This is a genomic window from Pedobacter sp. 05T44 (assembly GCF_056395985.1).
Genome location: NZ_JBFTKO010000030.1, coordinates 19,823 through 34,917 on the forward strand (window position 1 = coordinate 19,823; position 15,095 = coordinate 34,917).

Below are 15,095 nucleotides of genomic sequence, written 5' to 3' on the forward strand. Positions count from 1 at the left end.
TGTATATAAAATAAGTGTGGTTTAAACTATTTAATGAATAAGCCTGCAATTGTTAAAACATCGGCTTTAGCCAGAGGCTCATCAAATGACTCAACTGCAGCGGCTTTAGTAACTCCAGTGGCAATACCAGTAATGGTTACACCTGCCTGAGTTTCAAGATCTTCACCTTTATAAACAGGATCTACCTGAGGAACACCAGAATCATTTGCACCACCGCCTGCACCAAGACTGATCCATGGTTTAATGGGAACACCACCGCCAGCTGGAGCGGCACGCATCTGACGGATATGAGAAGCATGACGTGCTTCAACAGAATGGATTTGTAATGCTGTTGTTAGCACCGGCATTCCTTTTAAAACTGTGGCCTGTCCTTTATAAGCCCTTACTCCAGTATCTTCAAATGCCTGGGCAACTGCTAAAAATGTTTTATAATCTGAGTAAACTGTTGGAAAAGTACCCTTTGCTGTAAAATCAAAATCAGAATAAGCCAAGGCTGGTCTTGCAGCACTTCCCAACGCACCTTTAAGCAAATTTACGTGAGCCAATTCGTGATCACGGATAGTAGTGATGGCCCCATGTGCAGGCGTACCTGCCGTTAGCAATCCTGGTGCGGCCAAAAGCGAATGGTTATAAAAATGATACTCCAAGTATTCCAGTGTCAACGCAAAATTTAAAACATCAACAACCGCAGTTGGTGTACTTTGTCCGTAAGCTTTTGTAAACATAGATCCTAACGCCAAAGGCATTGCTGCCAAAGCCACTTTCTTACCCATGTTATAAAAATCCTTCATTGCAGATCTTCTCGGGTTTAATCTCTCATAGATCTCACCATCTACTTTTTCTATTTCTTCTAATATATTTACGATATTCATGTTTTCTAAAGTTTTAGGTTATAGGTTAGTTACAGTAATTTTAGTTTTGATGTACTTTCCTGCAGCTGCAAGAACTACATCGGGCGTTAAGGCTTTATCCAAACCGTTAGCATCTACTTGTGGACTAGAAGCAAAAGTTCCGTTTGAAATCAGATCGCGAACATATGCTGCGTGACGTGCTTCAACAGAAACAATCTTTCCTGCGGCAACCAAATAAGCGTCTGTTGTTAAACGTACACCTGCACCATTATAAGCACCAACACCTAAATCTTCAAAAGCCATAGCTGCGCCTAAAACGCTGGTTCTATCTGTGAAATTTATGCTTGAAAAGTCAACTTCTAAACTTCCTATTGCTGCTGTGCCTAAAGCTTTCTTAAAAAACTCTCTGTGTGCAATTTCATGAAATTGAATATCTTGAAAATACTGCTTTTCAGCAGGAGAAAAACCTGATGGCGGATTTGATGCTACCTGAATATAAAAGGCTGCTTCTAATTGTTCTAAAGCATAAGCGTAATTCAATACACCGAAATCATCTTTAAAATTTAATGTTACTCCACCAGGAACCATAGGATCATTCCTGTCTTTTTTACATCCTGCGGCTACTAATGCTATAGTTGCTGCACCAGCTCCTGCAAATTGCAGGAAAGAACGGCGTTGCAATGGCGCAGTAAAAACACTCCTTTCCGCTGGGAGCAATTCTTGCTTTTCTTGTTCTTGTAAATTTTTCATAGTTTTTTAAGTTTGAGTTTTCTATAATTTATTAGTTCTATAAGGGCCAAAAGCCCTTAGTTGATTACGACTTTAGTTGCTGCTTATATGTGCACTTACGAAAGAAAAATGAATTCGGTTTTCGGTGTTTGAAAGAAATATTCTTCAATCGTTCATTTTTTTAATAAATTCACCATATATAAAATCTATTACTGTGCTGAATGCTATTATTGTAGACGATGAAGAGTTTGCCCGTTCCTCATTATATTTTTTATTGCAGGAAAACTGTGAGAATATCCATATATCTGGCATAGCAAAGTCTGTTTCGGAAGCCCGAAACTTACTGGCCCATAATGCCATTGATCTTATTTTTCTGGACATTGCCATGCCGGGAGAAAATGGATTCGATTTAATCCCTCAAATACAATCCACTAAAACGCATGTTATTTTTACTACTGCTTACGATCAGTATGCATTAAAAGCGATTAAAGCAAATGCATTGGACTATCTACTTAAGCCTATAGATATTGATGAGCTAAAAGAGGCTGTGAATAAAGCATCGAAATATATTGCCTTGAGTAAAACGGAGCATAATCGTAATGAAGGGTTGCAAAATTTAGCTGTCAATCTATCAGAGAGAAACGAAATCCGTAAAATCAGCTTACCTAACGGGCAGGGATATAGCTTGGTAAGTATTGATGATATTGTTCATATTGAAGCAGATAGTAATTATTCTGTTTTCCATCTGGCCAACAAAGATAAAATCACGGTATCGAAAGTCTTAAAGGAGTACGAAGAGATCCTTCCTGCTCATCAGTTTATCAGGGTTCATAAATCGAGTATAGTGAACCTGAATTATTTAAGAGAGTACAATTCTAAAAATGGGTTGGAGCTGATATTAAAAAATGGCGATAAAATTGCTGTTTCCAGAAGACGCGCGAGTGATTTTATGGAAAAGGTTAAATCATATACCAATTTTGACAGTGATAAATAAGATAAAGAATTGGACCATAAGCAGTACAATACTAATTGTTTTATTAATTCTTAGCTTGAATGGCTATTCTCAAAGCACATACCTTCAACATTTTAGCACTAAAGATGGGCTTCCAAGTAATAGCTGCTTTTATACCCTACAGGATTCTAAGGGTTACATTTGGGTAGCCACTGATGCGGGGGTAAGTAGATTTGATGGAAAAGTATTCGAAACCTTCTCTGTTGATGACGGTCTTCCTGACAATCAAATTCTACAGATTAAAGAAGATAGAAGTGGAAAAATATGGTTTCTGGCATTAAATGGGCAGTTAAGCTATTTTTTTAATGGCAAGTTCTTTAATGAAACAAATAACAAACTACTGAAGCTATTAAGATTCAATGCTGTTATTGTTTCTTTTTTTGAAGATAGTAAGGGCAGAATTTGGTTTGGCACAAACAAGAATGTTTTGGTGACCTGGGATGGTAAATCCATCATGAAATATATCTCGGCCAATGGTAACCGGCAATTTATCAATAGTTTTGTGCACGAAGATAAATCAGGAAAGATTTGGATATTCAGCAATCGGTCTGTCAGAACGTTTAATGGTTCAGAATTCACCGTAATTCCTCACAAAACACTCCTGATCAATTATAAGTCTGGATTAAATATGCCAGATAAGACACTGGCTTTTCTCGATAAAAATGGACTTAACATTCAAAATGGAAATGTCCAACATTTTCAATTAAAAATTGATCCATCTTTATTAAACAATGATCCGGGCTTTTTCCATTTAGATGACAACAAAGATGTGTGGATTAGCAATGCCTCTGGAATATATTTTATTGGTCGTTCCGGAAAAATGATTACTTACCTGAGTAACATATCATCAAGTCAGGTAATAAAGGATTCTAAAGGTAATATGTGGTTTACCACTAACAACGGGATTTACATGCTCCCAAAAAGTGAGGAACGGCTTTATATAGTAGATCAAAGTAACGGATTAAGCAGCAACGTTGTAAAAAGCGTTATTAAGGACAACAAAAATCACTTTTGGTTAGGATTAGATGAGGCCGACATTAATATTCTTGATCCTGTTAATCTTGCAGTCAATAAAATTTCAATACCGGATAAAAAGAAATATAACATCATCAAGCAGCTTACTTTAGATACGGCAAATGAAACCATATACTTTGCTTCGGAATATGGACTAGGCCGAATAGCAAATATTTATGAGGGCAATAAAAAAATAGATTATTTAAGGGAAGCTACTAACTCAATGTTTGTAATTAAGAGTTTTAGTGTAGCAAAAGATAAAAGTCTGGCCCTGGCCCTATCGTCTGGTGTGGTTATTTTACCCTACACTGAAGGTAAATTTGAATTTAGCTCTTTATACTTTAAGCAGGGAACAGATTTCTTTAACAATAGAGCTTATTGCGTATTTTTTGATAAAAGCCAAAACCTGTGGTTCTCAAATATCAACGGATTATCAGAATTTTCTAGCGGTTCATTATACAGTTATTATGAAAAGAGCAGCCTTTTAACCCGAAGAATTAATGACATAAAGGAATTGAGCGATGGTACTATAGTACTTGCTACTGATGGATATGGAATTATTTTTATCAAAAACAGAAAAGTGATAAAGATAATTACCCAAAGAGATGGACTTGCAGATAATATTTGTAAAAAGCTATTCATAAAGGGTAATGATGTATGGATAATTACCAATAATGGCATTAACAAGGTTTCATTAAATAATCAAAAGACGCTTGTAGAAACTTTTGAATTTACCAATGCTTTGCTTAAAGATGATGTTAACTCATTGTATATTGATAACAGTTATGCATATTTCGCAACTAACAGCGGCCTGGTCTATTTTTCAATCAATAAGGTTAAAACCATAAATGAKCCCCCTAAAGTATTTATATCATCTATAATTAATAATAAGATGAAGCTTGGGCTAAATGAGACTAGTCATACGCTTGACCCATCTGACAATAACATTTCATTTTATTATAGCGCCATTGATTTTCAAAATAGAAATATTGTTTACCGCTATCGTTTAAAATCTGATGCCAACTGGACCGAGACAAAAAACAGGAGACTTGAGTTTTCTTCGTTAGAACCAGGTGATTACGTTTTTGAAATAAGTGCCAAAACCAATAATAGTGATTGGAGCAGTCCAACCAAGATCAACTTCGTTCTAAGAAGTCATTTTTGGCAAACGCCGTGGTTTCTTATAATCACATTCTTACTTGCAGGCTTTATATTTTATAAAGTAGCGGTTTTTGTAACTAAAAGACGAAAAAACAAAGAACAAGAGCAGCTATTGTTAAAGAATAAAATTTTGATGTTGGAGCAACGGGCTTTACAGGCAATGATGAACCCGCACTTTGTTTTTAATGTAATGAACTCAATACAACATTATATAAACACAAAAGATACCACCTCGGCAAACAAAATATTAACTGGTTTTGCCAGACTGATCAGGAAGAATCTGGAAATTTGTACAAAAAGCTATATAACGCTTGAAGAAGAAATTGAATACCTGGAGCTTTACCTCAGTTTAGAAAAGAAGCGATTTGGAGGCAAATTGAATTATACCATTACGCTAAATAAGGCAATAGATAAAGAAGAAACCTTAATCCCTTCTATGCTGCTTCAACCATATATAGAAAATGCCATATGGCATGGAATAATGCCTAAGGAAGAGGGTGGTAAAATTGACATACATATAGATTTAATAGGGACTGAACATTTGTTGATCCAAATTATTGATGATGGTATAGGTATAGACAATTCTTTGAGAGATAAAAAGGGACATCACGTAAGTAAAGGCATGGATTTAACACGGGAACGTATTAATCTTTTAAATAGGGTTGAAGTAAATCCTATACAAATGGAGATAAAACAAAATGGTAATTCGGGCACATTCGTGTCAATTGCCATTCCCTTAAAGTAGTAAAATACCGTTTACTCAATTTTTCATACCACTTACTAATTAAAAATTAATCATCTTAAAATTTGCATTAAACTTGTTATAGATATTAAAACAAACAGAGTTTGTAAAAAGCGTTCTTATAGAATTGATCAAAGATATTTTACCTAACCTAAAACTATATCTCAATTCAGGTTTCATTTGTGTGTTAAAAAATGGTAAAGTTCATAGCTTTACCATTTTTTTTTGCCTTAATTTTTTTTAAAAAAAATTCGTTGTGGAATTTCTATTTATCTTACTTTTGAGATACAGAAAAACTTTAAAAAACATCGTTCTTTTGATTTAAAAAGATTTTCTGTAAATTTAACTCATAAATAAAAACCTTAGGGAATTATATTTTTTGTAATGAAAACTCCAAAGAAACCAATTAAGAAAAGTCCATTAGTGGATCCAGAAGCTGAGATGGAAGATTCGCAAGACGAAATTACTACGAAGAAAAAGTATGACGATGATGATGACGATTTTGATATGCCATTAGATGATCTGGATACTTTTGATAGTTTTGGTTCGGACGACGACGATGACGACTACTAGTAACTAAAAATATAATAGTTTATGAGCATCCCATTGGGATGCTTTTTATTTTATCCCAATCATCAAGCATGACAATTGTACCTGTATCTGATAAACAAACCAGTAAAGATTTTTTGGAAGTTGCCCGTTTTATTTATCAAAATGATAAAAACTGGATTTGTCCGCTAGACCAGGATATAAATACAATATTTAACCCTGATAAGAATCCTTTCTTTAAACACGGGAAGTGCCAAAGATGGTTGTTAAAAGATAATAAAGGCCAAACAATAGGAAGAGTGGCTGCATTTATAAATGAGAAAAAAGCTTTTCAATACGATCAACCCACCGGGGGCATGGGTTTCTTTGAATGCATAAATGATCAAACCGCAGCTTTTAAACTATTTGACACAGCCAAATTGTGGCTCGAGGAAAATGGCATGAAGGCTATGGATGGCCCAATAAACTTTGGTGAAAACGATTCATTCTGGGGATTACTGGTTGAGGGTTTTACTCCACCTTCTTTTGGCATGAATTATAACCACCCCTACTATCATGACTTCTTTAAGGAATACGGATTCACTACTGAATACGAGCAAATAACCAATCACCTTGCGGTAAGAAATCCATTTCCAGAGCGTTTCACAAAAATTGCTAATTGGGTTGCAAACAAACCCGGATATACATTTGAACATTTCTCTAAAAAGAATGCAGAAAAATATGTTCAGGATCTTATGGAGATCTATAATGACGGCTGGGAAGACTTCGAAAACTTTGTGCCAATAAAAAAGGAGACACTACAGGAAAGCTTCAAAATGATGGAAGCTATAATGGATGAAAAACTAATTTGGTTTGCCTACGTGAACGGAGAGCCTGCTTCTTTTGTAGTTATTATACCAGATGCCAACCAGATGATTAAAGGCTTTAATGGTAAGCTTGGAATAATTGAAAAGTTAAAGTTTGTTTATAAGCGCTGGCTAGGTGTAAACAGAATGCGGGCTATTGTAATGGGTACAAAAAAGTCCTATCAAAAACACGGGTTAGAGTCTGCACTTTTTATAAAACTAAAGGAATATGTTTTACCACTTAATCAGTATGATGAACTGGAATTGTCGTGGGTAGGTGATTTTAATGATAAGATGCTATCAATTCACCAAGCAACAGGTGCCACTTTTGGAAAGCGACACCTGACCATGCGTAAAATTTTCTTTTAGGGATTTATTTCTCGCGAATTTCTTCGTAAAGGTCAATAACCTTTTTTTGCAGCTTAATGATTTCTTCTTCTCTTTGAGAAAGTTTATCTTTTAAGCTGTTGATTTCTTCAAAATTAAGCGATTGAGGATTTTCACCCTCTTTTGAAATAATATCCATAGTAGAAACCTCGAACAGATTCGCTATTTGCGCTAATCTCGATATGTTTATATCAGTGATACCAGTTTCGATTTTTGAAAATGCAGGGATGGAAATATTTAGACGCTTTGCTACTTCACCTTGACTCCAGCCATTTTTTTGGCGTAGCTGTCTAATGTTTTTACCAATGATATTCATGTTTAAAATTTAGGTGTACTATTTGTTGTTTGTTCTTTTTAGGATACTGTATTCAACTCACGTGCCAATTTCGTAAGATCTAGTCCACCAAAATTTCCAGAACTCATTAATAACAAGTTAGTACGGTAAAAATTTATGCTTCGCAAGTAACTTTCCAATAAAGTAAAGTCATTAAAAAACTGCAGTTTATCGTCGTTAAACGCCATTTGTACCTCTTCTTTTGTAAATGGTTGCATTTTCTTATGCACAAATGTTTTTTCATCAATGTAAACAATTGCAACATCTGCATTACACATAGTGTTTGCATATTGAGCAAGAAAATTTTTATTCAAACTGCTAAACGTATGCAACTCTATACAGGCAATTAATTTTCGTGTAGCAAACTGAGTTTTCACCGCTTCGATCGTTGCTTTTAACTTTGACGGCGAATGAGCAAAGTCTTTATATACATTTGTTTCATTCGAGCTATTTAAAAGTTCTAATCTCTTTGCCGCACCAGTAAAGGAAGCTATTGCCTTGTTAAACTCGTCCTCAGAGATACCCAATTGCTTGCATACTAATTTTGCCGCATTAAGATTCATTAAATTATGATCTCCAAATACTTTTAATGCAGTTTCGTCAGGCAGCAGATAAGTTATACCATCTTTTACTTCATGATCTGGAATTCCATACCCAATCTTTTCAATCGGAGCATTTGAATTTTCGACTATAGTGTTAAGGTCATTGTCTTTATTACAGAAAATTAGTTTCCCATCAGGTTGAATTGTATCTATAAAAAGTTCAAACTGTCTGGTATAATCCTGATAAGTAGGAAATACATTAATATGATCCCACGCAATTCCGCTAATCACCGCAATATTTGCTTTATATAGATGAAACTTTGGCCGGCGATCAATTGGTGAGGCCAAATACTCGTCTCCCTCAATAACAATCAGAGGAGCTGAATCTGTGACCTTGACCATGGTATCAAATCCTGCCAATTGTGCTCCAACCAGATAGTCAAAATCCCTTTTGTAATGGTTCAGAACATGTAATATCATGGAGGTAATTGTTGTTTTACCATGACTTCCACCGATTACCGCACGAAGTTTATCTTTTGTTTGCTCATAAATATACTCCGGATAAGAATATATCTTTAAGCCTAATTTCTGCGCTTTTAATAACTCAGGATTATCCACAAGCGCATGCATACCCAGAATAACTGCGTCCAGGTCTTCTGTAATATTATCTTCGCTCCAACCCATAGATTTAGGTAGAATCCCATGCTTTTCCAACCTGCTGCTTGAAGGTTCAAAGATGACATCATCAGAGCCGGTAACCTGATAGCCTTTTTTATGTAAAGCAATGGCAAGATTGTGCATAGCACTGCCACCTATGGCGATAAAATGTATACGCATTTGTTTTATTTTTTAAAGTGGGCAGCTACCCATTCACCAATCTTTTTATGACTAACATAATTGATACCAAACTCTTTGCAAGTTTCGGTTATCATTTCAAGATCGGGAGATTCGTAAAATCCGCTGAAGAAAATGCTTCCGCCTTCTTTTAGTATTTCATCATATCTTGAAATCTGATCAAGAAGGATATTCCTGTTTATGTTTGCAAGAATAACATCAAATGAGGTGTTAGGAATCACTTCTTTCCCACCACACAGTGCTGTAATATTTGTGATGTTATTTAGGGCTGAGTTTTCCAGTGTACTTTCATAGCAAACATCATCGTTATCTATTGCAGTTAGCATTTTAGCTCCTCTTTTAGAAGCTAAAATGGCTAATATTCCAGTTCCACATCCCATGTCCAATATGATCTGATCTTCAACATCGGTAGATAAGATATATTGCATCATCATGGTTGTAGTTTGATGATGACCAGTACCAAAAGCCATTTTCGGATCAATCACTATCTCGTATTTATACTGAGGTTGTGGCTGATGAAAAGTAGCCCTGACATAACACTGATCATCAATAATTAATGGTTCAAAATTCTTTTCCCATTCTTCATTCCAGTTTTCTGCTGCGATCTCTGCTAATGTATAGGTATACTTAAGTTCACCTTCGAACTGAGCCATAACTTCTTTTAAAGCCTGCTCATTATAATGGTCAAGCCCTACAAAAGCATCGAACCCATCAGATGTATCCTCAAAAGTATTATAACCTATGTTTGCAAGTTCGTCAATCAATAAATCTTTTTGATATTCCTGAACCTCAGTGAAGCTGAAAGTAACCTGTATATATTGCATTAAGAATTGAAAGTTTTAACGATGTCTACAAAATCTCTTGATTTTAAAGAAGCACCACCAATTAAACCACCATCAATATCATTTTGAGCAAACAATTCTGCCGCATTTTTTGGATTACAGCTACCTCCATAAAGTATGCTGGTATTATCAGCAGTTGCCTGATCATATTTAGCAGCAATTTCTTTACGGATAAAAGCATGAACTTCCTGAGCCTGATCAGACGATGCAGTTAAGCCAGTTCCAATAGCCCATACAGGCTCATATGCGATCACAACTTTAGAGAAATCAGCAGCACTTAAGCCAAAGATTCCATTCTCTAATTGAGATTTTAAAACTTCAAAATAGCTTCCGTTATTTCTCTCTTCAAGCGTTTCACCAATACAGAAAATAGGAGTTAAATCATTTTGTAATACAGCGACTGTTTTTTGCGCTAACAATTGGTCACTTTCGCCAAAATACTGGCGTCTCTCCGAATGGCCAACGATTACATACCCACAGCCTACAGATTTTATCATTTTAGCTGAAATTTCGCCAGTATAGGCACCGCTTTCTTTTTCATGACAGTTTTCTGCACCGATACCTACCACGTCGCCACCAAGCTTGGCTAAGCTGTTTAAATGAATATATGGAGCACAGATAACAGCTAACTGGTCACCTTTTTTTTCATCTTTAACCATATTAACAATTTCTGAAAACAAGGATATGCCTTCAGCATAATCCAAATTCATTTTCCAATTTCCGGCTACTATTTTTTTTCTCATAATCTTTAATTAAAAATGTCTATAGGTCTTTGTATCTTCAAAAACCTGAGTTAAAATGTCTTGTTCTATTTTGTTAAATTCTAAATTCCTGCGCTCGTAAACCTTAGTGGCGGTTTCAAACATTTTGTTTAAGCTGTATACATCAAACCCCTGAGCTCCGCCCCATGCAAAATCTGGTATAAAATTCCTGGGAAAACCTGGGCCAAAAATATTAGCGCTTACACCAGCCACAGTACCTGTATTAAACATGGTATTGATACCGCATTTAGCATGGTCGGCCATAATTAAACCACAAAACTGTAATCCTGTTTCACGAAAGCTTTCTTTTTCATAATCCCATAACCTCACCTCTGCATAGTTATTTTTAAGGTTAGAGTTGTTACTGTCGGCACCAATATTACACCATTGCCCCATAACTGCGTTCCCTAAATATCCTTCATGGCCTTTTGATGAGTAACCCCAAATGACAGCATTATTAATTTCTCCGCCTACCCTGCTATAAGGTCCAATAGTGGTTTGCCCATAAATTTTTGCGCCCATCTTAATTTGAGAATCATTACATAAGGCAAAAGAACCTCTTATATGGCAACCTTCCCACACCTGGGCATTTTTTCCAAGATAAATAGGTCCGTTTAAACTATTGAAGGATGAACATTCCGCTTCGGCGCCCTCTTCTACAAAAATATTATCGCCAATAAATGTATTGGTTGAACTTAATTTTGCGGAAGTCCTCCCTTTGGTAAGTAATGCAAAATCTTTTCTTAGTTCAGTATCATTGTACTTAAAAATATCCTCTGGAACAGCAATCCTGATGAAATTATCAGAATAAGCTATAGTTTGCAGTTTATCCAGGGTATGAGTATCAAAATCGGCAGTATTAATTTTATATGCAATGACAACATCTTGTTTCTTTAAGCACTCGCCATGTTTCAGATTAGATATCGCATTTAACAAGCCTTCATCCGGACATATAGATCCATTGATAAATAATTCGGCACCAGATAATAAAGGATATTTTACTGCAAGGTAAGCTATTGTTAAAAATCCAGATTCGGCATTTAAGTACTTTTCCCATTTTTGGGCAATAGTTAAAATCCCGATACGGAGATCTGCAACTGGCCGTGTGAAAGATAGCGGTCGCAGAGACTTCCACGCACTATCATCAAATAAATTGATTATCATAAGCGACAAAAATAAAAAAAGTCCCGAAGCAACAGCACCGGGACTTTAAAATAATTTTTTATTTTGGTATAATTACTTCTTAGCGTAACGAGTTTTGAATTTATCGATACGACCAGCAGTATCAACCAATTTCATCTTACCAGTATAAAAAGGGTGAGAAGTATGAGAAATCTCCAATTTATATAGAGGATATTCATTACCATCTTCCCATTGAACAGTCTCTTTAGTATCTACACAAGATTTTGTTAAAAAAGAGTACTCGTTAGACATATCTTTAAATACTACAAATCTATAGTTTGATGGATGCAGATCTTTTTTCATATTGTTATATACTTATGTGTCGCTTATTTTTAAGGATGCAAATATCGTGATTTTATTTTTTAGAAACAAATAAGTGTGGAAAAATTATCTACTATACTTTTTACGGGTTTCGATTTTCTGCTTTTGTCTCGCAATATAAGCGTCAGCAATCACTTCTGCTGAGGGCAATTCAGAGTTACTAATCAATAAGGCCTTTAGTTTAACTTCATCAACATCAGTCCTATATAAAATATTCATCATTTTAGAGATATCATTATCCAACAAGTATGCAAATGCCTCAATCAGCCGTTCTCGCATTAAAGCTTCAGTGGCCAGGTTATCAATATCAAAATCCTTATTAATAATATTACTTAGGGAAGTTAACTCATCCATCATTTCACTTCCTGACATAATTCAACCAAAACCCCATTGATACCCTTTGGATGTACAAAACATACCAGTTTATTATCAGCTCCTGGCTTTGGTTGCTCGTTAAGCAATACAAAGCCTTCTAATTTTAATCTTTCCATCTCCAACACAATGTTATCTACTTCAAATGCAATATGATGTATCCCCTCTCCCTTCTTGTCAAGAAATCTGGCAATTGGGCTATTTTCAGAAGTAGCCGCAAGCAACTCAATCTTACTTTCTCCTGTTTTAAAGAAGGCTGTATTCACACTTTCGGAGGCTACTTCTTCCTTCTTATAACAAGAAGTTCCCAATAGCCTTTCGTACAAACCACAGGAAAAATCAAGATCTTTTACTGCGATGCCAATATGCTCAATCTTCTTCATAAATGAATTAATACGTTAAACAAATGTAAAAATGCAAGTTTTAACTATACCGTCATAGGTATTAATTATAATTGTTGGTAATCTTTTTTCGTATCTTTGTCTATTAATAAGAATAAACAAAAACGATGGAACTTCCTATTTACTTAGATAATAATGCCACTACCCCTCTAGATCCTAGGGTTTTAGAAGCAATGCTACCTTATTTTACAAACAAGTTTGGTAACGCTGCCAGCCGTAATCACGCCTTTGGATGGGTTGCTGAAGAAGCTGTTGATTACTCTCGTGAACAAGTAGCCAAATTAATTGGCTGTACAGAAAAAGAAATCATTTTTACTTCGGGTGCTACAGAAGCAGACAATCTGGGTATAAAAGGTGTTTTCGAGATGTATCAGGATAAAGGTAATCATATCATTACTGCAACAACAGAACACAAAGCTGTTTTAGATACTTGTAAACATCTGGAAAAAKCAGGTGCAAGAGTTACTTATCTTAAAGTTAAAGAAGACGGTCTTATCGATCTTCAGGAACTTGAAGCAGCAATGACCGATCAAACTATTCTTGTAACCATTATGTATGGAAACAATGAGATAGGTGTTGTTCAACCAATCAAAGAAATATCGGCAATTGCTCATAAACACGGTGCTTTATTCATGACAGATGCTACACAGGCGGTTGGTAAAATCCCAGTTGATGTAAACGCAGATGGTATTGATTTAATGGCATTTTCTGCCCATAAAATGTACGGTCCTAAAGGTGTAGGTGTGCTTTATGTACGTCGCAAAAACCCAAGAGTTAAGGTAACAGCACAAATGGACGGTGGTGGTCACGAACGCGGTATGCGTTCTGGAACATTAAACGTACCTGGTATTGTTGGCTTAGGTAAAGCTTGTGAACTTTGCCGTTTAGAGATGGATAGTGAAGCAAAACGCTTGTCTGGTTTAAGAGATAAACTTGAAACTGCGCTTACTCAACTCGAAGAAAGCTATGTAAATGGAAATGTAAACCACCGTTTACCGCATGTTGCAAATATTTCATTTAAATATGTTGAAGGGGAAGGCTTAATGATGGCAATGAAAGATCTTGCTGTATCATCAGGTTCAGCATGTACTTCAGCTTCTTTAGAACCTTCATACGTTTTAAAGAGCCTTGGACTATCTGATGATCTTGCACACTCTTCTATCCGTTTCGGTTTAGGTCGTTTTACAACTGAAGAAGAAATTGATTACGCAATCGAAAACACTAAAAAAGCAGTTAATCACCTTAGAGACCTTTCTCCACTTTGGGAAATGTTCAAAGAAGGTATAGACTTAAGTAAAATTGAGTGGGCTGAACATTAATAATAGCCCCTTAATTAATAAAAATATAAATCATCTCTATTAACAGAGATTTAAAGTAAAATAAAATGGCATATTCAGAAAAAGTAATGGAACATTATACCAACCCTAGAAATGTTGGTACTTTAGATAAAGATAGTAAATCAGTTGGCACAGGCCTAGTTGGTGCACCTGAGTGCGGCGACGTAATGCGTTTGCAAATTGAGGTTGATGAAAACAACGTAATTACAGATGCTAAATTCAAAACATTTGGATGTGGGTCTGCAATTGCATCGTCTTCACTTGCAACCGAATGGTTAAAAGGAAAAACAGTTGATGAAGCATTAACTATTGACAATATGGATATTGTGGAAGAACTGGCTTTACCTCCGGTAAAAATTCACTGTTCAGTATTGGCAGAGGATGCTATTAAATCAGCAATTAACGATTATCGTGTTAAAAACGGTATGGCGCCATTTGAATTGGCTAAATCTCATCACTAGGTAAATATTACAGATGTAGCCATATAAGCTACAATGTTTAACTAAAATGAGTGTAATTTGGTATACATTTTGAATACCATTATTAGAATTAATACTATTAAGACATGATCACGATAACAGATAAAGCAAAGAGCAAAATTGATCACCTTATGCAAGATGCGCATATGGATAGCAGCTATTTCTTACGCGTTTCAGTTAAAGGTGGTGGCTGTTCAGGTTTATCCTATAACCTAGATTTTGATAACGAAGAACAAAAGGGAGATCAGTTTTTTGAAGACAGAGGAATTAAAATAGCTCTGGATATGAAATCTTTTTTATACCTGGCAGGCACTGAACTTGATTTTTCTGATGGTTTAAATGGAAAAGGCTTTAATTTCAACAACCCAAATGCCAGCCG

17 protein-coding genes are annotated in these 15,095 nt (G+C 35.6%); 7 read left to right on the top strand and 10 right to left on the bottom strand.

Features of this window, described 5'->3' with window-relative positions; all coding sequences use genetic code 11:
- Nucleotides 1-26: 26 nt before the first annotated feature.
- Together AC1DDK_RS25310 and AC1DDK_RS25315 are read right to left on the bottom strand one after the other, a co-directional pair.
- Complete coding sequence (locus AC1DDK_RS25310) at nucleotides 27-872, bottom strand: ferritin-like domain-containing protein (protein WP_337716590.1); 846 nt, start codon at nucleotides 870-872, stop codon at nucleotides 27-29.
- 18 nt (nucleotides 873-890) lie between these two features.
- On the bottom strand, nucleotides 891-1,601 hold the full coding sequence (locus tag AC1DDK_RS25315; RefSeq protein WP_288879035.1) for a ferritin-like domain-containing protein: 711 nt from the start codon (nucleotides 1,599-1,601) through the stop codon (nucleotides 891-893).
- A gap of 193 nt (nucleotides 1,602-1,794) precedes the next feature.
- Here AC1DDK_RS25315 and AC1DDK_RS25320 point away from each other — a divergent pair, with 193 nt between their 5' ends.
- The 4 genes from AC1DDK_RS25320 (at nucleotide 1,795) to AC1DDK_RS25335 (ending at nucleotide 7,272) form a co-directional block, all read left to right on the top strand.
- The gene (locus AC1DDK_RS25320) at nucleotides 1,795-2,574 is read left to right on the top strand and encodes a LytR/AlgR family response regulator transcription factor (RefSeq protein WP_288879034.1); all 780 of its coding nucleotides are present in this window, start codon (nucleotides 1,795-1,797) and stop codon (nucleotides 2,572-2,574) included.
- Nucleotides 2,564-5,512 carry a ligand-binding sensor domain-containing protein gene (locus AC1DDK_RS25325; protein WP_477634168.1) on the top strand — a complete coding sequence of 983 codons (2,949 nt, stop codon included), beginning with the start codon at nucleotides 2,564-2,566 and terminating at the stop codon, nucleotides 5,510-5,512. Before AC1DDK_RS25320 ends, AC1DDK_RS25325 begins: the two co-directional genes overlap by 11 nt.
- Nucleotides 5,513-5,950: 438 nt before the next feature.
- A complete protein-coding gene (locus AC1DDK_RS25330) occupies nucleotides 5,951-6,082 on the top strand; it encodes a hypothetical protein (protein WP_255327457.1) in 132 nt (43 codons plus the stop codon).
- Nucleotides 6,083-6,150: 68 nt separating this feature from the next.
- On the top strand, nucleotides 6,151-7,272 hold the full coding sequence (locus tag AC1DDK_RS25335; RefSeq protein ID WP_288879033.1) for a GNAT family N-acetyltransferase: 1,122 nt from the start codon (nucleotides 6,151-6,153) through the stop codon (nucleotides 7,270-7,272).
- Nucleotides 7,273-7,276: 4 nt separating this feature from the next.
- On the opposite strand, the gene AC1DDK_RS25340 is transcribed toward AC1DDK_RS25335, so the two are convergent.
- From AC1DDK_RS25340 to mce, 8 genes are all read right to left on the bottom strand, one after another.
- Nucleotides 7,277-7,606, bottom strand: a complete 330-nt coding sequence (locus AC1DDK_RS25340; protein WP_048906616.1) for a helix-turn-helix domain-containing protein — start codon at nucleotides 7,604-7,606, stop codon at nucleotides 7,277-7,279.
- Between the two features lie 38 nt (nucleotides 7,607-7,644).
- On the bottom strand, nucleotides 7,645-9,003 hold the full coding sequence (locus tag AC1DDK_RS25345; RefSeq protein ID WP_337716588.1) for a UDP-N-acetylmuramate--L-alanine ligase: 1,359 nt from the start codon (nucleotides 9,001-9,003) through the stop codon (nucleotides 7,645-7,647).
- A 5-nt stretch (nucleotides 9,004-9,008) separates the two neighbouring features.
- A complete protein-coding gene (gene prmA / locus AC1DDK_RS25350; RefSeq protein ID WP_172659852.1) occupies nucleotides 9,009-9,845 on the bottom strand; it encodes a 50S ribosomal protein L11 methyltransferase in 837 nt (278 codons plus the stop codon).
- Entirely contained in the window at nucleotides 9,845-10,606 is a 762-nt protein-coding gene (tpiA, locus tag AC1DDK_RS25355; protein ID WP_172659851.1) for a triose-phosphate isomerase, read from the bottom strand. Before tpiA ends, prmA begins: the two co-directional genes overlap by 1 nt.
- A gap of 9 nt (nucleotides 10,607-10,615) precedes the next feature.
- Nucleotides 10,616-11,788 (bottom strand): GlmU family protein, encoded by a 1,173-nt coding sequence (locus AC1DDK_RS25360; protein WP_172659850.1) that lies wholly within the window; start codon nucleotides 11,786-11,788, stop codon nucleotides 10,616-10,618.
- A gap of 72 nt (nucleotides 11,789-11,860) precedes the next feature.
- Nucleotides 11,861-12,109, bottom strand: a complete 249-nt coding sequence (locus AC1DDK_RS25365; protein WP_048906621.1) for a type B 50S ribosomal protein L31 — start codon at nucleotides 12,107-12,109, stop codon at nucleotides 11,861-11,863.
- Between the two features lie 84 nt (nucleotides 12,110-12,193).
- The gene (locus AC1DDK_RS25370) at nucleotides 12,194-12,499 is read right to left on the bottom strand and encodes a hypothetical protein (RefSeq protein WP_246269429.1); all 306 of its coding nucleotides are present in this window, start codon (nucleotides 12,497-12,499) and stop codon (nucleotides 12,194-12,196) included.
- Nucleotides 12,481-12,882, bottom strand: a complete 402-nt coding sequence (gene mce, locus AC1DDK_RS25375; RefSeq protein WP_288879029.1) for a methylmalonyl-CoA epimerase — start codon at nucleotides 12,880-12,882, stop codon at nucleotides 12,481-12,483. Before mce ends, AC1DDK_RS25370 begins: the two co-directional genes overlap by 19 nt.
- A 125-nt stretch (nucleotides 12,883-13,007) precedes the next feature.
- On the opposite strand from mce, the gene AC1DDK_RS25380 reads away from it, so the two are divergent.
- The 3 genes from AC1DDK_RS25380 to AC1DDK_RS25390 all read left to right on the top strand — a co-directional run.
- Nucleotides 13,008-14,219 carry an IscS subfamily cysteine desulfurase gene (locus tag AC1DDK_RS25380; protein WP_477634169.1) on the top strand — a complete coding sequence of 404 codons (1,212 nt, stop codon included), beginning with the start codon at nucleotides 13,008-13,010 and terminating at the stop codon, nucleotides 14,217-14,219.
- 65 nt (nucleotides 14,220-14,284) lie between these two features.
- Nucleotides 14,285-14,698, top strand: coding sequence for a Fe-S cluster assembly scaffold IscU (gene iscU / locus AC1DDK_RS25385; protein ID WP_048906625.1), 414 nt, complete (start codon nucleotides 14,285-14,287; stop codon nucleotides 14,696-14,698).
- Between the two features lie 104 nt (nucleotides 14,699-14,802).
- On the top strand, nucleotides 14,803-15,095 hold a 293-nt coding region (locus AC1DDK_RS25390; protein ID WP_477634170.1), incomplete at its 3' end, for a HesB/IscA family protein.